This is a genomic window from Saccharothrix sp. BKS2 (assembly GCF_047689505.1).
In the GTDB taxonomy this organism is placed as follows: Bacteria; Actinomycetota; Actinomycetes; order Mycobacteriales; family Pseudonocardiaceae; genus Actinosynnema; species Actinosynnema lopnurensis.
In genome coordinates this window covers 37,433-58,241 of sequence record NZ_JAUQOL010000014.1, presented here as the reverse complement: position 1 = coordinate 58,241, position 20,809 = coordinate 37,433, and the positions used below count along the sequence as shown (strand labels likewise).

Sequence of the window (20,809 nt, the reverse complement as noted above, 5' to 3'; positions counted from 1 at the left end):
AACGCGCGCGGTAACGTGCCTTGATTCACCGCCGAGTTACCGGGAGGGAACGCCGAATGTTCCGCAAGGTCCTCGTCGCCAACCGCGGCGAGATCGCGATCCGGGCCTTTCGCGCTGCCTATGAACTGGGCGCCGGCACGGTTGCCGTCTTCCCCCACGAGGACCGCAACTCCCTGCACAGGTTGAAGGCCGACGAGTCCTATGAGATCGGTGAGCCCGGTCACCCGGTACGGGCCTACCTGTCCGTCGAGGAGATCATCAAGGCGGCCCGCAAGGCGGGCGCCGACGCGATCTACCCCGGCTACGGCTTCCTCTCCGAGAACCCCGAGCTGGCCAAGGCGTGCGCCGAGGCGGGCATCACCTTCGTGGGCCCGCCCGCCGAGGTGCTGGAGCTGACCGGCAACAAGGCCCGCGCCATCGCCGCGGCCCGCGAGGCCGGCCTGCCCGTGCTCAGGTCCAGCGAGCCCTCCAGCGACGTGGAGACCCTCCTGCGGGCCGCGGAGGACATCACCTTCCCGGTCTTCGTGAAGGCCGTGGCGGGCGGTGGCGGTCGCGGTATGCGGCGCGTGGAGGACCGCGGCGCGCTGCGCGAGTCCCTCGAAGCCGCCTCCCGCGAGGCCGAGTCCGCGTTCGGGGACCCGACCGTCTTCCTGGAGCAGGCGGTGGTCGAGCCCCGCCACATCGAGGTGCAGATCCTCGCCGACGGCGAGGGCAACGTGATGCACCTGTTCGAGCGGGACTGCTCGGTGCAGCGCCGCCACCAGAAGGTCATCGAGATCGCGCCCGCGCCCAACCTCTCCCCCGAGCTGCGCGAGCGCATGTGCGGCGACGCGGTGCGGTTCGCCCGCCACATCGGCTACCGCAACGCGGGCACGGTCGAGTTCCTCCTCGACCCGCACGGCAACTACGTCTTCATCGAGATGAACCCGCGCATCCAGGTCGAGCACACGGTCACCGAGGAGGTGACCGACGTGGACCTGGTGCAGTCCCAGATGCGCATCGCCAGCGGCCGGACCCTGGCGGACCTGGGCCTGAGCCAGGAGACCGTGCACCTGCGCGGCGCGGCCCTCCAGTGCCGCATCACCACCGAGGACCCCGCCAACGGGTTCCGCCCCGACACCGGCATGATCAGCGCCTACCGCTCGCCGGGCGGCTCCGGCGTGCGCCTGGACGGCGGCACCACCGGCGTCGGCACGGCCATCAGCGCCCACTTCGACTCGATGCTGGTCAAGCTGACCTGCCGCGGCCGCACGTTCGAGGCCGCCGTGGCCCGCGCCCGCCGCGCCGTGGCGGAGTTCCGCATCCGCGGCGTGTCCACCAACATCCCGTTCCTCCAGGCGGTGCTGGACGACCCGGACTTCTACGAGGGCCGCGTCACCACCTCGTTCATCGAGAAGCGCCCCCACCTGCTCACCGCCCGCACCCCGGCCGACCGCGGCACGCGCATGCTCACCTACCTGGCCGACGTCACGGTGAACAAGCCCAACGGCCCCCGCCCGGCCGCGGTGGACCCCCGGCAGAAGCTGCCGGCCGTCGACCTGGCCGCCGAGCCGCCCGCCGGCTCCAAGCAGAAGCTGGTCGAGCTGGGCCCGGAGGGCTTCGCCCGGTGGCTGCGGGGGAGCACGGCCCTGGGCGTCACGGACACCACGTTCCGCGACGCGCACCAGTCGCTGCTGGCCACCCGCGTGCGCACCAAGGACCTGCTGGCCGTCGCGCCGCACGTGGCGCGCATGGCGCCGCAGCTGCTGTCGCTGGAGGCGTGGGGCGGCGCGACCTACGACGTGGCGCTGCGCTTCCTCGCCGAGGACCCGTGGGAACGCCTCGCCGCGCTGCGCGAGGCCGTGCCCAACATCACCCTCCAGATGCTGCTGCGCGGTCGCAACACGGTCGGTTACACGCCCTACCCCGAGGCGGTGACCAGCGCTTTCGTCCAGGAGGCGACCAAGACCGGTATCGACGTCTTCCGCATCTTCGACGCGCTCAACGACGTCGAGCAGATGCGCCCGGCCATCGAGGCGGTCCGCGAGACCGGCACGGCGGTCGCCGAGGTCGCGCTCTGCTACACGGCCGACCTGTCCGACCCCGCCGAGCGCCTCTACACGCTCGACTACTACCTCAGGCTGGCCGAGCAGATCGTCGGCGCGGGCGCGCACGTGCTCGCGGTCAAGGACATGGCGGGCCTGCTGCGCCCGCCCGCCGCGGCCCGGCTGGTGAGCGCGCTGCGCGAGGAGTTCGACCTGCCGGTGCACCTGCACACCCACGACACGGCGGGTGGCCAGCTGGCGACCTACCTGGCGGCCGTCCAGTCCGGTGTGGACGCGGTGGACGGCGCGGTCGCGTCGATGGCGGGCACCACGTCGCAGCCGCCGCTGTCGGCGATCGTCGCGGCGACCGACCACACCGACCGGGCCACCGGCCTGGACCTGCGGGCGGTCTGCGACCTGGAGCCGTACTGGGAGTCCGTGCGCAAGGTCTACGCGCCGTTCGAGTCGGGCATCCCCGGCCCCACCGGCCGCGTCTACACGCACGAGATCCCCGGCGGCCAGCTGTCCAACCTGCGCACCCAGGCGGTGGCCCTGGGCCTCGGGCAGAAGTTCGAGGAGGTCGAGGCCATGTACGCCGCGGCCGACCGGATGCTCGGCCGGCTGGTCAAGGTGACCCCCTCGTCCAAGGTCGTGGGCGACCTGGCGCTGCACCTGGTGGGCGCGGGTGTGGAGCCGAAGGACTTCGAGGCCGACCCGGGCCGCTTCGACATCCCGGCCTCGGTGATCGGCTTCCTGCACGGCGAGCTGGGCGACCCGCCCGGCGGCTGGCCCGAGCCGTTCCGCAGCAAGGCCCTCCAGGGCCGGCCCGCGCCCAAGGGCGTGGCGGACCTCACCGAGGAGGACGAGAAGGGCCTGGAGACCGACCGCCGCGCCACGCTCAACCGCCTGCTGTTCCCCGGGCCGACCAAGGAGTACCTGGCGCACCGGGAGGCGTACGGCGACACCAGCGTGCTCGGCAGCAAGGACTTCTTCTACGGCCTCAAGCCGGGCGAGGAGTACCAGGTCGACCTGGAGCCGGGCGTGCGGCTGCTGATCGGCCTGGAGGCCATCGGCGAGGCCGACGAGCGCGGGGTGCGCACGGTCATGGCCGTGCTCAACGGCCAGCTGCGGCCGATCCAGGTGCGCGACCGGTCGGTGGCCAGCGAGGTGCCGGTGGCGGAGAAGGCCGACCGCGGCAACCCCGACCACGTCGCCGCGCCGTTCGCGGGCGTGGTCACGCCGAGCGTGGCCGAGGACGAGGCGGTCGAGGCCGGGCAGACGGTCGCGACCATCGAGGCGATGAAGATGGAGGCCGCGATCACCGCGCCGCGCGCCGGTCGGGTCAAGCGCCTGGCGGTGCGGGGCGTGCAGCAGGTGGAGGGCGGCGACCTGCTGATCGTGCTGGAGTGAGCCGGGCCGGGGTCGGGCACGCGCCCGACCCCGGTTCCCCTCCGGGTGGCGCCGGTCACGGCCCGCCGGGGAACCGAGTGCTCCGGCCTCGCGTTGGAGGCTCCATGAAGAAGGTCACCGCCGCACTGCTCGCCCTCTCCGCCGGCGCCCTCGCGTGGGCCGCGCGGGACGTGCCGGTCGCGCTGGGCGGCAGGCCCGGCGACGAGCGGGTGCGGCGGTCGCCCCGGTACCGCGACGGGAAGTTCCACAACGCGCACCGGACCAGCACCATGCCGCCGGACGCCGCGGCGGGCACCGTGCGCGAGATGTTCTTCGGCGGCCAGCGGCGGCGGCCGGTGGGCGAGGTGCCGCTGGTGCCGCCCGTCGGGCTCGGGCCGGCCGGCGACGGCCTGCACCTCACCTGGTACGGGCACGCGTCCACGCTCGTGGAGATCGACGGGGCGCGGGTGCTGCTCGACCCGGTGTGGAGCGAGCGCTGCTCACCGTCCCAGGCGGTCGGCCCGCGGCGGCTGCACCCGGTGCCGCACCGGCTGGACGAGGTCGGCCGGGTGGACGCGGTGGTCATCTCGCACGACCACTACGACCACCTCGACCTGGCCACCGTGCGGGCGCTCACGCGGGACCAGGAGGCGGTCTTCGTGGTGCCGCTGGGCATCGGCGCGCACCTGCGCCGCTGGCGGGTGCCGGAGCACCGGATCGTGGAGCTGGACTGGGACGAGTCGCACGAGGTCGCCGGGATCACGCTCGTCGCGACCGCCGCGCAGCACTTCTCCGGCCGCGGCTTCGACCGGGACAACACGCTGTGGGCCTCGTGGGTGCTCAAGGGGCCGCGGCACCGCGTCTACTACAGCGGCGACACGGGCTACTTCGACGGCTACCGGCGGATCGGCGAGGAGCACGGGCCGTTCGACGCCTCGCTGGTCCAGATCGGCGCGTACGGGCCCGGCTGGCCCGACATCCACATGACGCCCGAGGAGGGCGTGGCAGCCCACCGCGACGTGCGCGGCGGGCTGCTGGTCCCGGTGCACTGGGCCACGTTCAACCTCGCGCTCCACGACTGGTCCGAGCCCGTGGAGCGGGTGTGGCGGGAGGCCAAGGCCCACGGCGTCCCGCTCGCCGTCCCCCGTCCGGGTGAGCGGATCAACGTCGACGAGCCCCCTTCGGTCGACGGGTGGTGGCAGGCGCTCGCCTGACGGGAACCGCGGTGGTGACGGGCGGCCGCGGCACGGCCCGGACCGCCGACGGGCGCGCCGGCCCGGCCGCCGACGTGACGTTCCCCGCCTCGCCGGGTGCCGGCCGCCGCCGGCGGCGCGCGCCTGGGACGATGACCGGGTGACCAGGATCGTCGCGGGTGTGGCGGGCGGGCGCCGGCTCCGGGTGCCGCCGCGCGTCACCCGACCCACCTCCGAGCGCGTGCGCGAGGCGTTGTTCAGCTCGCTGGAGTCCTTCGCGAGCCTCGACGGGGCGGTGGTGCTCGACCTGTACGCGGGCTCCGGCGCGCTCGGCTTCGAGGCGCTGTCGCGCGGCGCGGCGCGGGCCACGTTCGTGGAATCGGACAAGCGGGCTGCCGAAGTGCTGAAGGGCAACGCGAGGTCGCTCGGGCTGCCCGGCGCGGTGGTGCTCAACCGCACCGCGGAGGCCGTCGTGGGCACGCCGCCCGAAGCGCCGTGCGACCTGGTGTTCGCCGATCCGCCGTACGCGGTCGGCGACGACCAGCTCAACCGGGTGCTGTCGGCGCTGGTGGAGAACGGGTGGACCGCGCCGGGGACGCTGGTGGTCGTGGAGCGGGACGCGCGGGGCGCCGAACCGGTCTGGCCGCCCGCCGTGGAATCCTTGCGCGGCAAGCGTTATGGCGACACGGCCCTGCACTGGGCCGAACACGTCGACGCCGGCGGGTGATGCGGACCACGCCCTGAGTGGGTGCGTCCGATCGGGTGCTACGGTCCGAAACCATGACGCGTGCCGTGTGCCCCGGCTCCTACGACCCGGCCACCAACGGACACCTGGACATCATCGGCAGAGCGGCGAAGCTCTTCGACGAGGTCGTCATCGCGGTGATGATCAACAAGAACAAGAAGACGCTGTTCTCGGTCGAGGAGCGCACCGAGATGCTGCGCGAGGTGACCGCGCAGTGGCCGAACGTCCGCGTCGACGCCTGGCACGGCCTGCTGGTCGACTACTGCCGGGAGAACGACATCCAGGCCATCGTCAAGGGCCTGCGCGCGGTGAGCGACTACGACTACGAGTTGCAGATGGCGCAGATGAACCACCAGCTCACCGGGGTGGAGACGCTGTTCATGCCGACCAACCCGATCTACAGCTTCCTGGCCAGCTCCCTGGTCAAGGACGTGGCCACCTACGGCGGCGACGTGTCGAGCCTGCTCCCGCCGTCGATCAAGGACCGCCTGCTCGCCCGCCTGGCCGAACGCCGCTGACGCGCTCGCGAGTCGAACACCCGCGCCCACCGTGTCGAACACCCGGGACACCCGAGTTCGACACTCGCGTTCGATTTCGGTGTCCCGAAGGACCGTTCGGCGCAGCGGGGTGCGCGATTCGGCCGCCCTGAACGTAGAACTCACCCGTCCTGAGCGTTCGACACGGTCGTTCCGGGTGTTCGACTCGCGGGGTGGTCGGACACGCTGGGGGGATCTCCCGGCGCGATCGCGAGCGGCAGGGCACACTGGTACGGGTACTGCTGTGGGCGCGAGGAGTGTGACGTGTACCGGGTGTTCGAGGCCCTCGACGAGCTGGTCACGATCGTCGAGGAAGCGCGCGGCGTGCCGATGACCTCCGGGTGCGTCGTCCCGCGCGGTGACGTGCTCGAACTGCTCGACGACGTGCGCGACGCCATCCCCGCGGAGCTGGACGACGCGCAGGACGTGCTCGACCACCGCGACGAGCTGGTCGGCAAGGCCCAGCACGACGCCGAGCAGAACGTGAGCAAGTCCCGCTCGGACGCCGAGCGCATGGTGGCCGAGGCCCAGCACGAGGCCGAGCGGATGCTGTCCGAGGCGCGGGCCCGAGCCGAGCGGGTGGTGGCCGAGGCCCAGGACCAGGCCGACCGCACCGTGGCCGCGGGCCGCAAGGAGTACGAGGACCTGGTGGGCCGCGCCCACGCCGAGGCCGACCGCATGGTCCAGGCGGGCCGGGCCAACTACGAGCGCGCGATCGAGGAGGGCCGGGCGGAGCAGTCGCGCCTGGTCACCCAGACCGAGGTCGTGCAGGCCGCCCACAACGAGGCCGCGCGCGTCCTGGAGGCCGCCCAGACCGAGGCGGTCCGGCTGCGCAGCGAGTGCGACGCGTACGTGGACGGCAAGCTCGCCGACTTCGAGGACCTGCTCGCGCACACCCTGCGCAGCGTCGGCAAGGGGCGCTCGCACCTGCGCGGTCCCGTCGTGGCCAGCGCCGCCGCGCCCTTCGACTACCGCGACTAGACCGGCGCCCGACCGGGCCCGGTCCACCCACCAGACCTCCGAACGGACGATGTCCCACCTGCCGATTTCGCCTCCGCGCCGGTTGTCCCGTACCCTTGACCGGCTGGTTGCGGTAGGTCCGCGACAGCACACCAAACACCATGTCTGAGCATCGTCACGCCTCCGCGCGTTCCACAGCCACCGGGCCCTGGGTCATCGACACCAGGGACCTCGGACGTCGTGCGGGCTCCAGCCGCAGGACCAGCAGGTCGGTGCCCGCCGAGGGCCTCGGCCTCCGGGACGTGATCGCGGTGCCGGCGGGGGGTGCGGTCGAACTCGACCTCCTGCTGGAATCGGTGGTCGAGGGTGTGCTCGTGACCGGCACGGCCAGGACGGTGGTCGAAGGGGAGTGCTCGCGCTGCCTGGAGCCGCTGTCGGCCGAGGTCGAGGTGGAGCTGACCGAGCTGTACGCCTACCCGGACAGCACCACCGACGAGACCACCGAAGAGGACGAGGTCAGCCGTCTGCGCGACGACCTGATCGACCTCGAACCCGTGGTGCGCGACGCCCTGGTGCTCGCGCTGCCGCAGGTGCCGCTGTGCTCGCCGGACTGCCCCGGGCTGTGCGTCGACTGCGGCGGGAAGCTGGCTGATCTCGGCCCCGATCACGGGCATGAGACGATTGACCCCCGCTGGGCGGCTCTTCACGAGCGGTTCGGCGGGACTCGTGACAATCCAGAGGAGAACTAGTCGTGGCCGTCCCGAAGCGGAAGATGTCGCGCTCCAACACGCGCTCGCGCCGCGCTCAGTGGAAGACCGCTGCCGTGCACCTGGTGGCCTGCCAGAACAAGGCTTGCCGCCAGCCGAAGCCGCAGCACGTCGCCTGTTCGAACTGCGGCCAGTACGCCGGCCGCCAGGTCGTCCAGCCGGCCTGATCCCCTCTGGCGAAGGTAAGCGGCGAATCGTGGGGGGTAGTCGGTCGTCGCGCGGTCGGTCCGCCGACCGCGCCCCGTTGCTCGAAGCGCTCGGCGTCCCGTTGGACGCCGAGCTGCTGACGCTCGCCTTGACGCACCGCTCGTACGCGTACGAGAACGGTGGCCTGCCGCCCAACGAGCGGCTGGAGTTCCTCGGTGACGCGGTGCTGGGCCTGGTCGTCACGGACCACCTGTACCGCACGCACCCGGACCTGCCCGAGGGTCAGCTCGCCAAGCTCCGCGCGAGCGTGGTGAACATGCACGCCCTGGCCGGCGTCGCCCGGGGTCTGGGCGAGGACGGGCTGGGCGGCCACCTGCTGCTCGGTCGCGGCGAGGAGCTGACCGGCGGCAGGGACAAGGCCAGCATCCTCGCGGACGGCCTGGAAGCCGTCATCGGCGCGGTGTACCTCCAGTTCGGCATCGACACCGCGCGCACGGTGGTCCACCACCTGTTCGACCCGTTGCTCGTCGAGGCGCCGCGTCGCGGTGCGGGCCTGGACTGGAAGACCAGTCTCCAGGAGCTCACCGCGTCGGAGGGCCTGGGCGTGCCCGAGTACCGGGTCGACGACCAGGGCCCGGACCACCGCAAGGAGTTCACCGCCACGGTGTACGTCGGTGGTCGACCGCACGGCACCGGTGACGGGAGCACGAAGAAGGAAGCCGAGCAGAAAGCGGCGAAAGCCGCCTACCGCGTGCTGCACGAGCGGGTCGCCGTGGAGCAGGAACCCACGACGACCGGCAACGGCCACGTTCCCGACTCGGCGAACACGCAGGCTTCACCTACTCAGGAAGACTGACGCCGAAATGTATGCCACGAACGTCCGGACGAACCGCCGCGCGCGTCACACCCGCCCGGCCCGTCCGCTGAACGCCTCCCGCAACGGTGGTATCCAGGGCCTGGTGCTGGTGCGCGACACCGCCCAGAAGGGCGGCTGGATGCTCAAGCCGACCAAGCCGCAGGCCGCCGCCTACGAGCGGCTGGAGGAGCTGGAGCAGGAGCAGGCCGAGGCCGCCGCGCGCGAGTCCGAGGACTGACCGACCGACCGTGCCCGAGCTGCCCGAGGTCGAGGTCGTCCGCCGAGGTCTGCACGAGCACGTCGCCGGGAGGACCGTCGCCGCGGTCGAGGTCCTCCACCCGCGAGCGATCCGCCGCCACCTGCCCGGTGCGGCGGACTTCGCCGTGCGCCTGGCCGGGCAGACCCTGCTCGCCGCGCGCCGGCGGGGCAAGTACCTCTGGGTCGACCTCTCGGGCGGCGACGCGATGCTGGCGCACCTCGGCATGAGCGGCCAGATGCTGGTCCAGCCGGTCGGCGCGCCGGACGAGAAGCACCTGCGGGTGCGCCTGAGGTTCGCCGACGGCGGCCCGGAGCTGCGCTTCGTGGACCAGCGCACGTTCGGCGGGCTCGCGCTGGCCGAGATCGTGGAGGTCGACGGCGCGCAGCTGCCCCAGCCGGTGGCGCACATCGCGCGCGACCCGATGGACCCGGCGTTCGACGCCGAGGCCGCGGTGTCCGCGCTGCGCCGGCGGCGGACCGAGGTCAAGCGCGCCCTGCTCGACCAGACCCTGGTGTCGGGCGTGGGCAACATCTACGCCGACGAGGCGCTGTGGCGCGCCCGCCTGCACGGGCTGCGGGCCGCGGAGAAGCTCAGCCGGCCGAAGACCGCCGAACTGCTCGCGCACGCCACCCGCGTCATGCACGAGGCGCTGGGCGAGGGCGGCACCTCGTTCGACGCGCTCTACGTCAACGTGAACGGCCAGTCGGGTTACTTCGACCGGTCGCTGGCCGTTTACGGGCGCGAGGGCGAGCCGTGCCGGCGGTGCGGCACGGCGGTCAGGCGGGAGCCGTTCATGAACCGTTCCTCGTATTCGTGCCCCCGCTGTCAACCGCGCCCGCGGGGTTGACCGGTCGGGTCCGGCCTCACCGGGCGGGATCGGCAAGTCTTCGCAGTAACGGGGTGACCGACCGCAGGCTTTCCCGTTCTTCGGTGGTGAGCCGGGAAAGCCGCTCGGACAGCAGTTCCGCTTCTCCGTGGGCCAGGGACAGGATGGTGTCCCGGCCGAGGACGGTCAGCTCGACGATGGTCGCCCGCCCGTCGGCGGGGTCGGCCTCGCGGCGCACCAGCCCGTTGGACTCCAGGCCCGTCACCACCGTGGTCGCCGTGGGCTGCGAGCACAGGGCCCGCACCGCGATCTCGCCGATCCGCATCGGGCCCTGCGACGCCAGCTCCGCCAGCACGAGCAGCTGGGTGGGCTGGAGCCGCCGGACGGAAGCGGACTGGCGCAGGCTGCGGATCAGCCGGTGAACGGCGACCACGAGCTGTAAGGCGTCCTGATTGGTTACGCTCTGGTTGGTCACACTGGTGGTCATCAAAGACCTCCTCGCGGCTCACCGTCTGTGAGCAAGTGTCCGAATTCGGACAGGACATTCGCACTATCGCACTACTGCTGTCCAGAGAATGAATTCATTCGCACCCGGATGTACTCACGGTGTCCGCACCGATGCGGAGACCGGAGCGTCAAAACGGCATAAACAGCACAGCAGGGGGCGTCAAGAGCGCATCAGGAAGTGCGCGGTGGGTGATCGTGCCCGGCGTCCCGCCGATTGCCCGGCGTAGTGTCTCAGCGTGACCAAGGTGCTGGTGGTCGACGACGAGCCGCAGATCGTGCGGGCCCTGCGGATCAACCTGTCCGCGCGCGGCTACGCGGTGCTGACCGCGCACGACGGCACGGCCGCGCTCAAGGTGGCCGCCGAGGGCAAGCCGGACGTGGTGGTGCTCGACCTGGGCCTGCCCGACGTGGACGGCACCGAGGTGATCGCCGGGCTGCGCGGGTGGACGACCGTGCCGATCATCGTGCTGTCCGCCCGCGTCGACTCCACCGACAAGGTCGAGGCGCTCGACGCGGGCGCGGACGACTACGTGACCAAGCCGTTCGGGATGGACGAGCTGCTGGCCCGGCTGCGGGCGGCGGTGCGGCGCGCCGCGGTCGCGGAGGGGGAGGACGCGGTCGTGGAGACGGCGTCGTTCACCGTGGACCTGGCGGCGAAGAAGGTGCTCCGGGGCGGCGTCGAGGTGCACCTGACGCCCACCGAGTGGGGCCTGCTGGAGATCCTGGCCCGCAACCGGGGCCGGCTGGTGGCGCAGAAGCAGCTGCTCCAGGAGGTGTGGGGGCCGCAGTACGCGAGGGAGACCCACTACCTGCGCGTGTACCTGGCGCAGCTGCGCCGCAAGCTGGAGCCGGAGCCCGCCCACCCCCGGCACCTGGTGACCGAGCCGGGGATGGGTTACCGCTTCGAGCCCTGAGCCGGGGCCCTCAGCCGACGGGCAGCACGGGGTGCCGCTCGAACAGGACCGTGCCGCGCACCACCAGCTCCTTGTAGCGGGCCGCCGCGCGCCCGGTCAGCACGCGCTCGACCGGGCTGTCGTCGGCGCGGGTGAACTGGATCAGCCCGTCCCGGCGGCCCAGGCTGACGCACTGGTTGACGTACCGGAAGCGCACCGGTCGCGGCTCCCGGCCGGCCAGGCGGCTCGCCAGCGCCCGCACGGCCTGCTGGGCGGTCGGCAACCCCGTCGCGCACGCCATGCGCAGCTCCAGCCCGTCCGGCCGCCGGATCGCGGCCGCGTCGCCGACGCCGACGACCTCGGGGTGCGAGACCGAGGCCAGGGTCTCGTCGACGACCAGGCGCCCGTGCGCGTCCACCTCGAACCCGGCCTCGCGGGCCAACTCCGGCACCCGGAAGCCCGCCGTCCACACCACCGCGTCGGCCGGCAGGTGCTCGCCGGTGCCGAGCAGCAGGCCGTCCGCGCGGACCTCGGCCACGGTCGCGTGGTCGCGCATCCGGACGCCCAGCCGGTCGAACGCGGCGCGCACGTGCCGCGCCCCCTTCACCGACAGCGCCGCCCCGAACCGGCCGCCGGTCACCAGCAGCACGGCCAGGTCCGGCCGCGACTCGGCCAGCTCCGCGGCCGCCTCGATCCCGGTCAGCCCGCCGCCGACCACGGTCACCGCGCGGGCGGTCCGCAGCGCGCCGGCCAGCGCCTCCGCGTCCTCCGCGGTCGACACCGAGTGCGCGTGCTCGGCGGCGCCCGGGACGCCGAGATCGGTCCGGCTGCCCAGCGCGTAGACCAGCCGGTCGTAGGTCAGCGCGCCGCCGGTGAGCCGCACCTGCCGGGTGTCGGCGTCGATGCCGGTGACCCGGTCCACCACGAGTTCCACGCCCGTCCCGCCGAGCAGGTCCGCGAGCGGGAGCTCGCGCAACCGCTGCCCGGCCGCCAGCTGGTGCAGCCGGACCCGCTCGACGAACCGGTCCCGCTCGTTGACCAGGGTGACCCGGGCGTCGGTCCACCTCGCCGCCAGCTTGGCCGCCGCCAGCCCCGCGTACCCCGCGCCGATCACCACGATGTGCTCTGCCATGTCCCCCGTCCTTCCCGTCGCACCTGGAGCGAGGTGGGGAGGCGGGACGTGACGCGCATAGGGTGTGAGGCGTGTCACCTGTTTCGGTAGTCCACACCTGGCAGCTGCCCGAGGCCGACCGCGCGGCCGCCCGCGCCCTGCTCGACGAGGCGTTCGACGGCGAGTTCTCCGACGAGGACTGGGAGCACGCCCTGGGCGGCGTGCACGCCCTCGTGCGGGACGACGGCGGGCTGATCGGGCACGGCGCGGTGGTGCAGCGCCGGATGGTCGTCGGCGGGCGGGTGCTGCGGGTCGGGTACGTGGAGGGCGTCGCGGTGCGGGCCACCCACCGCCGCCGGGGCGTCGGCGGGCTGGTGATGGCGGCCCTGGAGGACGTCCTGCGCGGCGCGTACGACCTCGGCGCGCTCAGCGCGTCGGAGGACGCCCTGGGGCTCTACGCGGCGCGCGGGTGGCAGCCGTGGCGGGGGAGGACGTTCGCGTTCACGCCGGAGGGCGTCCGGCGCACCGAGGACGAGGACGACGGGGTGTTCGTCCTGCCGGTGCGGCCGGTCGACCTGTTCGCGGACCTCACCTGCGACTGGCGCGCCGGCGACGTCTGGTAGCTAGGCGGCCCCGGTGGTCGTGGTCGTCGGCTCGGGGGTCGACGAGACCGCGGAGGACGACGACGGGGACGGGTCCGCGGACGACGGCGGGTCGCTCGGCGGGCTGCTCGGCGGCTGCGGGGTCGCCTGCGGCCGCGACGGCGCGGCGCTCGTCCGCTCCGGCCCGCGCGTCGGCGCCTGGTCGTGCCGCTCCGGCTTCGGCGGGCCGGCCGCCTCGCGGCGCTGGGTCGCGGGCACGCGGGTGGAGACGGTGACGAAGACCGTGGACGTGCTGCCGTCCGGCGCGATCGCCACCGAGGTCTCCACCGCGGTGCTCACCTCGGCCCTCGGCTCCGGGGGAACGGCCTCCGGGCCGCCGGAGGCCAGCACCGACGCCAGGGCGGCGATCACGGTGGCGACGACGGCGCCGCCGGCGGCGAGCAGCGCCACCGTGGCGTACTTCTTCTTCGGCCTCGGCGCCTCCGGCCCCGGCGGAGCTTGACGAGCTTCCTCGAACACACCATCTCCCTGTGGGAACCCGGTCGGATGGTCAGGTGCTCGGGTTATCGGCGGCTCACCGCGGCCACCTCATCGTTCGAGCGGCCCACCACACGATCGTGTGGTGGGCCGCAACCGGAAGCGGAGGGGGTCGTTACAGGCCCTCTGTCCCGCCGCTCGCGGTCGTGGTCGTCGTGGTGACCGGCGGGACGGTGGTCGTGGTGGTGGGCTGCGTGGTGGTCGTGGTGGTGACCGGCGGCACGGTGGTCGTCTGCGTCGGGCCCGGGTTGCCGGTCGGCTGCTGCGGCTGGGTGTCCTCGACCGTGGTGGTCGTGGTGGTGCCGTCCGGTCGGGTCACCGTGGTCACGCGCGTGCGGCGCGGGGTGGTCGTCGTGGTGGCGGTCGGCGACTCGGCCGTGGTGGTGGTCGTCCCCGCCGTGGTCGTCGTCGCCACCGAGGACGACGTCCCGCTGGAGGGCACCGTGGTGAGGACGTCGCGGGACACCACGTCCTCGCGCGGCGTGGCACCGGTGGAGGCGGCCTCCGTCGTCGGGCCCGCCAGGGAGGCGAGCGCGGCGAAGACCGTCGACACGACGACACCGGACGCGGCCAGCAGCACGTGCGGTGACACGCGCAGGCGTGGGCGGTCGGGTTCCGGGGTCTCGTACAAACGGTGCTCCCAAGGGTCGTTCGGAGGTGGTCTACCAGCCGAAGTTCTGGGTCCAGTACCAGCCGCGGGTGTCCAGGCCGACGCCGATGGTGGTGAACCCGCAGTTGAGGATGTTGCGGCGGTGCCCGTCGGAGTTCATCCAGGAGTTCATGACCTGCTTGGCCGAGCGCTGGCCCTTGGCGATGTTCTCGCCGCCGGGGTTCGGGTAGCCCTCGGTCCGCATCCGCTGGGCGAAGTCCACGCCGTCGGGGGTGGTGTGCGAGAAGTAGCCGCGCTCCGCCATGTCGGTGCTGTGCTTGCGCGCCGCCTCGACCACCCGCTCGTCCACGGCCAGCGGCGCGCAGCCGGCGAGTTCGCGCGCCTCGTTGACCAGGGTGACGACCTCGTCCTCCGGGAACACCTCGGCGGGCCCGGTGGTCGTGGTGGGCGCGGTCGACGGCTCGCTGGTCGTGGTGGTCGTCGTGGCGCCGGTCGTGGTGGTCGTCGGCTCGGTGGTGGTCGTCGTCGTGGTGGTCGTGGTCCCGGTCGACGTCGTCCCCGTCGTCGTGGGCAGGACCACGGGCTCGTCGGTGCGCGCGGGCTCGCCGATGCCGCCCACGCCGCCGACACCGGTCCGGTTGTCCGGGGCGGAGCCCTGTGCTGCGGTGTCCCCGACGAACGGGGCCAGCTGCTCCGGGCCGGCGAAGGCGACGCCGGTCGCCCCGGCCGCGCCGAGCAGCAGGCCGACGAGTCCGCCGATCACGGATCGATTACCGCGACGTGCACTCACGGTCGCGCACCGTACCACTAAAGAGTGAAGGAACAGGATGGCTGTCGTGGGTGAAGTCGTGGGTGAAGCAGAACGGACCGTGCGTCTCACCGCGTGGGTGCGGGGTCGCGTGCAGGGCGTCGGGTTCCGGTGGTGGACCCGGTCCAGGGCCCTTGAGCTGGGCTTGGTCGGTTCCGCGGCCAACCTGCGGGACGGCCGGGTCGAGGTGAACGCGGAGGGGCCGGAGTCCGCCTGCCGGGAATTGCTCGTCGCTCTGCGTTCCGGCACCACCCCCGGTCGGGTGGACTCGGTCGTGGAGCGCTGGTCGGAGGCGCGCGACGGCACCACGGGTTTCGCGGAACGTTGAACGCGCCGGGAGCCGGTGGCGTAGTACACCGATGTGGACCGTGGCGAAGATGTCGTCAGGCAGCTGTACGGCCGTTGGCGCGGCCCGCTGCACGGCTACGTCCTGCGCCTGGTCGGCGGCGACCACCAGCACGCGGAGGACGTGGTCCAGGAGACGCTGCTGCGGGCCTGGCGGCACGCCGACCGGCTGACCCCGGCCGAGGCCGGGCCCTGGCTCTACACGGTGGCGCGCAACCTGGTCATCTCCGGCTTCCGCAAGCGCGGCGGCAAGCACGCGGAGGTGCCGATCGAGGCCGAGCACCTGCCGCCGGTGGCCGACGCCGTGGACCACGTGCTCCAGAGCTGGCAGGTCGCCGAGGCGCTGCGCGTGCTCACCCCCGACCACCGGAACGTGGTGGTCGAGCTGTACTACCGCAGGCGGTCGGTGGCCGAGGCGGCGGTGGTGCTGGGCATCCCGCCGGGCACGGTCAAGTCGCGCTGCTTCTACGCGCTGCGGGCGCTGCGCGACGCGCTGGAGGAGCGGGGGGTGACCCGGTCGTGAGCTGCACGTACACCGTCGCGCTGGGCGCCTACCTGCTCGGCTCGCTCGACCCGGCGGAGCGGACCGTCTTCGAGCGGCACGTGTCCGGCTGCGGGACGTGCCGCCGGGAGATGGTGCGGCTCGCGCCGCTGCCGGGGCTGCTGGGCCAGGTGCGGCTGGAGGACCTGGAGCTGCCGTTCGACGACCCGGAGCCCGAGCCCGCGCTGTGGCCGCTGCCCCCCGAGCCGGGACCGGCGCCCGAACCCGACCGCCGGCGGTGGCGGCTGCGGCTGCTGCGGTGGCGGCTGCGGTGGCCGGTGCTGGCCGGGGCCGCCGCGCTGGTCCTGGTGCTGCTCGGCGGGGTCCTGCTGGTGCCCCGGCTGCTGGACGACGACCCGGCCGGGCCCACCTGGCGGGCCACCAGCACCGCGTCCGGCGCGGGCGCCGACGTCCAGCTGGTCACCAGGAGCTGGGGCACCGAGCTGTGGATGACCCTGCGCGACCTGCCCGCGAACGCGCGCTGCGCGCTGGTCGTCCACGACCGGGCCGGGCGCACCGAGATCGGCGGCTGGTGGGGCACCGACCACCCCGAGGACGAGCGCATCCCCGGCTCGACCTCGTTCCGGGTCGACGAGATCGAGCGGCTCGACGTCGTGGTGGACAAGCGGGTGCTCGTGTCCGTGCGACCGGAATAGCGCAGGTCAGCGCGTCGGCGCGGGGTGCGGGTGGGCGCCGGGTAGTCTGCCCGGCGTGCACCTCAAGAGCCTGACGCTGAAGGGCTTCAAGTCCTTCGCCTCGGCTACCACGCTGCGCTTCGAGCCCGGCATCACCTGCGTGGTCGGCCCCAACGGGTCCGGCAAGTCGAACGTGCTCGACGCGCTCCGCTGGGTCATGGGCACGCAGGGCGCCAAGGACCTGCGCGGCGGCAAGATGGAGGACGTCATCTTCGCCGGCACGTCCGGCCGCGCGCCGCTCGGCCGCGCCGAGGTGACGCTGACCATCGACAACTCCGACGGCGCGCTGCCGATCGACTACGTCGAGGTGTCGATCACCCGCCGGATGTTCCGCGAGGGCGCCACCGAGTACGAGATCAACGGCAGCTCCTGCCGGCTGATGGACATCCAGGAGCTGCTCAGCGACTCCGGCATCGGCCGCGAGATGCACGTGATCGTCGGCCAGGGCCAGCTCGCCGCGATCCTGGAGTCCAAGCCGGAGGAGCGCCGGGCGTTCGTCGAGGAGGCCGCGGGCGTCCTCAAGCACCGCAAGCGCAAGGAGAAGGCGCTGCGGAAGCTGGAGGCGATGCAGGCGAACCTGACCCGCCTGACCGACCTCACCGCCGAGCTGCGCCGCCAGCTCAAGCCGCTGGGCAAGCAGGCCGAGATCGCCCGCCGCGCCCAGGTCGTGCAGTCCGAGCTGCGGGACGCGCGGATGCGCCTGCTCGCCGACGACCTGGTCACCCGGCGCGAGGCGCTGGCCCGCGAGGAGCGCGACGAGGCCGCCGCCCGCGCCCGCCGCGCCGAGGTGGAGAAGTCGCTCCAGCAGGCGCAGTTCCAGCAGAACGAGCTGGAGGACCAGGTCGCGGCCGACGCGCCGAAGCTCCAGCAGGCCCAGGACACCTGGTACCGGCTGTCGGCGCTGGAGGAGCGGCTGCGCGGCACGGTGCGGCTGGCCGTGGAGCGGGAACGGCACCTGTCGGCGGCGGTGGAGGCGCCCCGCGGCGGGCGCGACCCCGACGAGCTGGAGGCCGAGGCCGAGCAGACCGCGGTGCTGGAGCAGGAGTTGCAGGACGGCGTCACCGACGCCCGGGTCGGGCTGGCCGAGGCCGTGGAGACGCGGGCCGAGCTGGAGCGGGTCGTGTCCGCGGCGGAGAAGGCGCACCTGGCCGCGGTGCGGGCGATCGCGGACCGGCGCGAGGGACTGGCCCGGCTGTCCGGGCAGGTGGAGGCGCTGCGGTCGAAGACCAGCGCGACCGCCGAGGAGATCGAGCGCATGTCCGCCTCGCTGGCCGAGGCGGTGGAGCGCGCCGAGTTCGCGGCGCGGGAGCTGGCCGAGGCCCGCGAGGTGACCGGCACCGAGGACGAGGACGACGTGGGCCTCGACGACCGGCACCGGCTGGCCGTGGAGGCGAACGACGCGGCGCGGTCGCGGGTGGAGGAGCTGGTCAGGGCCGAGCGCGCGGCGGAGCGCGACATCGCCTCGTGGCAGGCCAGGGTGGACGCGCTGTCGCTGGGCCTGACCCGCAAGGACGGCGCGGGCGCGCTGCTGGCGTCGCGGCTGCCGGGGCTGCTCGGCTCGGTGGCGGCGCTGCTGACCGTGGCGCCGGGGTTCGAGGTGGCGCTGGCGGCGGCGCTCGGGCCGGTCGCGGACGCGGTCGCGGTGGCGTCCGGGTCCGACGCGGCGGCCGCGCTGGAGCTGCTGAAGGAGCAGGACGCCGGGCGGGCCGGGGTGCTGATCGGCGGCGGGTACGACCTCGACCGGTCGGGGTGGCCCGCGCTGCCGCCCGGCGGTCGGTGGGCGGTGGAGCTGGTGCAGGCGCCCGACGCGCTGCGCCCCGCCCTGCACCGGGCCCTGGACCGGCTGGCCGTGGTCGACGACCTCGCCGGGGCGCGGGCGCTGGTCGCCGGGCACCCGTCGGTGCGCACGGTGACGCGCGAGGGCGACGTGTTCGGGCGGGACTGGGCCGTCGGCGGGGCGGCCGGGCGCAGCCAGAGCGTCATCGAGATCCAGGCCGCGGTGGACGAGGCGTCCGAGGCGCTGGCGCTGGCCGAACGCGCGCTGGAGCAGGCCGCGGCCTCCCTGGAGGGCGCGCGGGCCGAGCAGCAGGCCAGGCGCGCCGAGGTGGCCGAGGTGAAGGAGCAGCTCAACGAGGCCAAGGTGCGGCGCGCCAGGTCCTCGGAGCGGCTCAACCGGCTGGCGGCGGCCGTGCGGTCCGCCGAGGCCGAGGCCGAGCGCGCCCGCGTGCAGCGCGCGAAGGTCGAGGCGGCCCGCGAGGAGAACCTGCTCAGGCTGGCGGAGCTGGAGGAGCGCCTGCTCGTCGCGCAGGAGGAGCAGGACCTGGACGACGAGCCGGACACCGCGCACCGCGACGAGCTGGCCGCCGAGCTGGCCACCGCCCGGCAGGGCGAGGTCGAGGCGCGCCTGGTGCTGCGCACCGCCGAGGAGCGCGCGCGGGCGTTGCAGGGCAAGGCGGACGGCCTGCGCCGCGCCGCCCGCGCCGAGCGCGAGGCCAGGGAACGCGCCCAGCGCGCGCAGGCGTCCCGGGCGCGGGGGGCGGTCGTGGCCAAGGCCGTGGTGCGCGGCGGCGAGGCGGCGCTGGAGCGGATCGCCGGGTCGCTGGACCGCGCCGCTCGTGAGCGCGACGCCGCGCAGGAGCGCCGGACCCGCCGCGAGGCGTACCTGGCGCAGGTGCGCAGCCTGGTGCGGGAGATGTCGGTGGAGCTGGAGAAGCTGACCGACGCCGTGCACCGGGACGAGGTGCTGCGCGCCGAGCAGCGGATGCGCATCGAGCAGCTGGAGACCAAGGTCGCCGAGGACTTCGGCATCGGCCTGGACGACCTGGTCGGCGAGTACGGGCCCGACGTGCCGATCCCGCCGTCGCCGCAGGAGCTGGCCGAGTACGAGGCGGCCAGGGAGCGCGGTGAGGCGGTGACCGCGCCGCAGCCCATGCCGTACGACCGCGACACCCAGGCCCGGCGCGCCAAGCGGGCCGAGCGGGACATGTCGCTGCTGGGCAAGGTCAACCCGCTGGCGCTGGAGGAGTTCGCGGCGCTGGAGGAGCGGTACAAGTTCCTGTCCAACCAGCTGGAGGACATCAAGGCGACCCGGCGCGACCTGCTCACCGTGGTGAAGGAGGTCGATGACAAGATCCTGGAGGTCTTCACGCTGGCCTACGAGGACGTCGCGCGCGAGTTCGAGGTCGTGTTCAAGGTCCTGTTCCCCGGCGGCGAGGGGCGGCTCGTGCTGACCGAGCCGGGCGACATGCTGACCACCGGCATCGAGCTGGAGGCCCGCCCGCCGGGCAAGAAGGTCAAGCGGCTGTCGCTGCTGTCGGGCGGCGAGAAGTCGCTGGCGGCGGTGGCGATGCTGGTCGCGATCTTCCGGGCGCGGCCCTCGCCGTTCTACGTGATGGACGAGGTCGAGGCGGCGCTGGACGACACCAACCTGCACCGGTTGATCAGCCTGTTCGAGCAGCTGCGGGAGAGGTCGCAGCTGCTGATCATCACGCACCAGAAGCCGACCATGGAGATCGCCGACGCGCTGTACGGCGTGTCGATGCGCGGTGACGGGATCAGCCAGGTGATCTCGCAGCGGTTGCGGGGGCGCGAGGAGAAGCCGAGGGCGGCCAAGCCCAAGGCGGAACCGGCGCCGGGGAGCGCCGGGCCGGCCTGACGCGGGTCCACCCGCCCGGCCCCGGGAGCGGCGGTCGACGCTCCCGGGGCCGGGGGTTCACGGCGGTCAGGGGTGCGGGCGGGACACGGGGCAGGTGTCCAGCACCTGGCTGATCGAGCAGTAACCCTGGTTCCACCAGTCACCGATCTCCGGGCTGACGTAGTTCACGACGTCGCGGAGGTCGCTCAAGCGGGCCTTCAGGGGTTTGTTCCACACGGGCTCGTGGTGCGCCATCCGGTTGCGGAACTCGTGCAGGGCGGCCACCCGGGTCTCGACCTCGTACCTGCGGTTGCGCTTCGGGGCGTGGGGGAACGCGTACTGGAGGTCCAACCACAGGGTCGAGCTGTACCGCTTGATCACCAGGAAGCGCCAGAAGCCGAACCCGAGTTGCGTGATGACCTGGTCGTCGACGGCCCGTTTCCCGGTCCGCTCAACCCGGTTGCGCGCCTTGGCGATGTCGGCACGGGCTTGCGGGGTCAGCTCCCGGGCGTGGTCGTCCAGCCAGGAGCCTGGATGTCGTCCACGTATGTGGCGGGCGTTCATCTGCTTCGCCAGGGCGTTGCGCAGGACGACCTCCAGGATGCCGGACGTCTCGCCGAAGGCGGCGCTGACGCGGGCGTTCCACGCGTACAGCTCCACGGCGGCCTCCAGGTCACCGTGGACGTGGTCGAGGTAGCACCTCAAGCGCGGCAGGCTGATCAATTCCGCGATGCTCTGCATGGGCTTCATGTTGCTTTTCCGCCTTCCCGGGGTTACAGTCGGACCGAAGGCCGTTGAGCGGTCCCTGGTTGTCTGCTTCAGAC

The 20,809-nt window shown here is 73.4% G+C and carries 22 protein-coding genes; 17 read left to right on the top strand and 5 right to left on the bottom strand.

Annotated features, from left to right (window positions below; translation table 11 throughout):
* The first annotated feature begins 56 nt into the window (after positions 1-56).
* The 10 genes from Q5530_RS27925 (at position 57) to mutM (ending at position 9,723) form a co-directional block, all read left to right on the top strand.
* Positions 57-3,434: a pyruvate carboxylase gene (locus tag Q5530_RS27925; protein WP_415365781.1), complete on the top strand. Its 3,378-nt coding sequence runs from the start codon at positions 57-59 to the stop codon at positions 3,432-3,434.
* A 104-nt stretch (positions 3,435-3,538) separates the two neighbouring features.
* Positions 3,539-4,627 carry an MBL fold metallo-hydrolase gene (locus tag Q5530_RS27920; RefSeq protein WP_415365780.1) on the top strand — a complete coding sequence of 363 codons (1,089 nt, stop codon included), beginning with the start codon at positions 3,539-3,541 and terminating at the stop codon, positions 4,625-4,627.
* A 139-nt stretch (positions 4,628-4,766) separates the two neighbouring features.
* The gene (gene rsmD, locus Q5530_RS27915; RefSeq protein WP_380633342.1) at positions 4,767-5,333 is read left to right on the top strand and encodes a 16S rRNA (guanine(966)-N(2))-methyltransferase RsmD; all 567 of its coding nucleotides are present in this window, start codon (positions 4,767-4,769) and stop codon (positions 5,331-5,333) included.
* A gap of 53 nt (positions 5,334-5,386) precedes the next feature.
* On the top strand, positions 5,387-5,869 hold the full coding sequence (gene coaD / locus Q5530_RS27910) for a pantetheine-phosphate adenylyltransferase (RefSeq protein WP_380633340.1): 483 nt from the start codon (positions 5,387-5,389) through the stop codon (positions 5,867-5,869).
* A gap of 282 nt (positions 5,870-6,151) precedes the next feature.
* Entirely contained in the window at positions 6,152-6,868 is a 717-nt protein-coding gene (locus tag Q5530_RS27905) for a DivIVA domain-containing protein (RefSeq protein WP_415365779.1), read from the top strand.
* Positions 6,869-7,008: 140 nt separating this feature from the next.
* Positions 7,009-7,596: a YceD family protein gene (locus Q5530_RS27900; protein WP_415365778.1), complete on the top strand. Its 588-nt coding sequence runs from the start codon at positions 7,009-7,011 to the stop codon at positions 7,594-7,596.
* A gap of 2 nt (positions 7,597-7,598) precedes the next feature.
* A complete protein-coding gene (gene rpmF / locus Q5530_RS27895; RefSeq protein WP_380633335.1) occupies positions 7,599-7,781 on the top strand; it encodes a 50S ribosomal protein L32 in 183 nt (60 codons plus the stop codon).
* Between the two features lie 29 nt (positions 7,782-7,810).
* Positions 7,811-8,617 carry a ribonuclease III gene (gene rnc / locus Q5530_RS27890; RefSeq protein ID WP_380633333.1) on the top strand — a complete coding sequence of 269 codons (807 nt, stop codon included), beginning with the start codon at positions 7,811-7,813 and terminating at the stop codon, positions 8,615-8,617.
* A gap of 7 nt (positions 8,618-8,624) precedes the next feature.
* The gene (locus Q5530_RS27885) at positions 8,625-8,855 is read left to right on the top strand and encodes a hypothetical protein (protein WP_415365777.1); all 231 of its coding nucleotides are present in this window, start codon (positions 8,625-8,627) and stop codon (positions 8,853-8,855) included.
* A gap of 10 nt (positions 8,856-8,865) precedes the next feature.
* Positions 8,866-9,723 (top strand): bifunctional DNA-formamidopyrimidine glycosylase/DNA-(apurinic or apyrimidinic site) lyase, encoded by an 858-nt coding sequence (gene mutM, locus Q5530_RS27880; protein ID WP_415365776.1) that lies wholly within the window; start codon positions 8,866-8,868, stop codon positions 9,721-9,723.
* Positions 9,724-9,739: 16 nt separating this feature from the next.
* Here the strand turns inward: mutM and Q5530_RS27875 are convergent, their stop codons facing one another.
* Positions 9,740-10,189, bottom strand: a complete 450-nt coding sequence (locus Q5530_RS27875; protein ID WP_380633328.1) for a MarR family winged helix-turn-helix transcriptional regulator — start codon at positions 10,187-10,189, stop codon at positions 9,740-9,742.
* Between the two features lie 256 nt (positions 10,190-10,445).
* Here Q5530_RS27875 and Q5530_RS27870 point away from each other — a divergent pair, with 256 nt between their 5' ends.
* Positions 10,446-11,123: a response regulator gene (locus Q5530_RS27870; RefSeq protein WP_380633326.1), complete on the top strand. Its 678-nt coding sequence runs from the start codon at positions 10,446-10,448 to the stop codon at positions 11,121-11,123.
* A gap of 10 nt (positions 11,124-11,133) precedes the next feature.
* On the opposite strand, the gene Q5530_RS27865 is transcribed toward Q5530_RS27870, so the two are convergent.
* Positions 11,134-12,234, bottom strand: a complete 1,101-nt coding sequence (locus Q5530_RS27865) for an NAD(P)/FAD-dependent oxidoreductase (protein ID WP_415365775.1) — start codon at positions 12,232-12,234, stop codon at positions 11,134-11,136.
* A gap of 71 nt (positions 12,235-12,305) precedes the next feature.
* Between Q5530_RS27865 and Q5530_RS27860 the strand changes: the two genes are divergently transcribed.
* Complete coding sequence (locus Q5530_RS27860) at positions 12,306-12,836, top strand: GNAT family N-acetyltransferase (protein WP_415365774.1); 531 nt, start codon at positions 12,306-12,308, stop codon at positions 12,834-12,836.
* Between the two features lie 13 nt (positions 12,837-12,849).
* Positions 12,850-13,317 carry a hypothetical protein gene (locus Q5530_RS27855; protein WP_415365773.1) on the top strand — a complete coding sequence of 156 codons (468 nt, stop codon included), beginning with the start codon at positions 12,850-12,852 and terminating at the stop codon, positions 13,315-13,317.
* Between the two features lie 150 nt (positions 13,318-13,467).
* Here Q5530_RS27855 and Q5530_RS27850 read toward each other — a convergent pair whose 3' ends face one another.
* Both Q5530_RS27850 and Q5530_RS27845 read right to left on the bottom strand, forming a co-directional pair.
* Positions 13,468-13,983 (bottom strand): hypothetical protein, encoded by a 516-nt coding sequence (locus Q5530_RS27850; protein ID WP_415365772.1) that lies wholly within the window; start codon positions 13,981-13,983, stop codon positions 13,468-13,470.
* 31 nt (positions 13,984-14,014) lie between these two features.
* The gene (locus Q5530_RS27845) at positions 14,015-14,725 is read right to left on the bottom strand and encodes a CAP domain-containing protein (RefSeq protein ID WP_415365771.1); all 711 of its coding nucleotides are present in this window, start codon (positions 14,723-14,725) and stop codon (positions 14,015-14,017) included.
* Between the two features lie 64 nt (positions 14,726-14,789).
* On the opposite strand from Q5530_RS27845, the gene Q5530_RS27840 reads away from it, so the two are divergent.
* From Q5530_RS27840 to smc, 4 genes are read left to right on the top strand one after another with little or no spacing between them, the layout of a single operon-like run.
* A complete protein-coding gene (locus tag Q5530_RS27840; RefSeq protein WP_415365770.1) occupies positions 14,790-15,098 on the top strand; it encodes an acylphosphatase in 309 nt (102 codons plus the stop codon).
* Positions 15,099-15,131: 33 nt separating this feature from the next.
* Positions 15,132-15,638, top strand: a complete 507-nt coding sequence (locus Q5530_RS27835; protein WP_415365769.1) for a sigma-70 family RNA polymerase sigma factor — start codon at positions 15,132-15,134, stop codon at positions 15,636-15,638.
* Entirely contained in the window at positions 15,635-16,312 is a 678-nt protein-coding gene (locus tag Q5530_RS27830) for an anti-sigma factor family protein (RefSeq protein WP_415365768.1), read from the top strand. The genes Q5530_RS27835 and Q5530_RS27830 overlap by 4 nt, the downstream gene beginning before the upstream one ends.
* Before the next feature lie 55 nt (positions 16,313-16,367).
* Entirely contained in the window at positions 16,368-20,006 is a 3,639-nt protein-coding gene (smc, locus tag Q5530_RS27825; protein WP_415365767.1) for a chromosome segregation protein SMC, read from the top strand.
* 66 nt (positions 20,007-20,072) lie between these two features.
* Here smc and Q5530_RS27820 read toward each other — a convergent pair whose 3' ends face one another.
* Positions 20,073-20,726: a hypothetical protein gene (locus Q5530_RS27820; protein ID WP_415365766.1), complete on the bottom strand. Its 654-nt coding sequence runs from the start codon at positions 20,724-20,726 to the stop codon at positions 20,073-20,075.
* Positions 20,727-20,809: the final 83 nt, after the last annotated feature.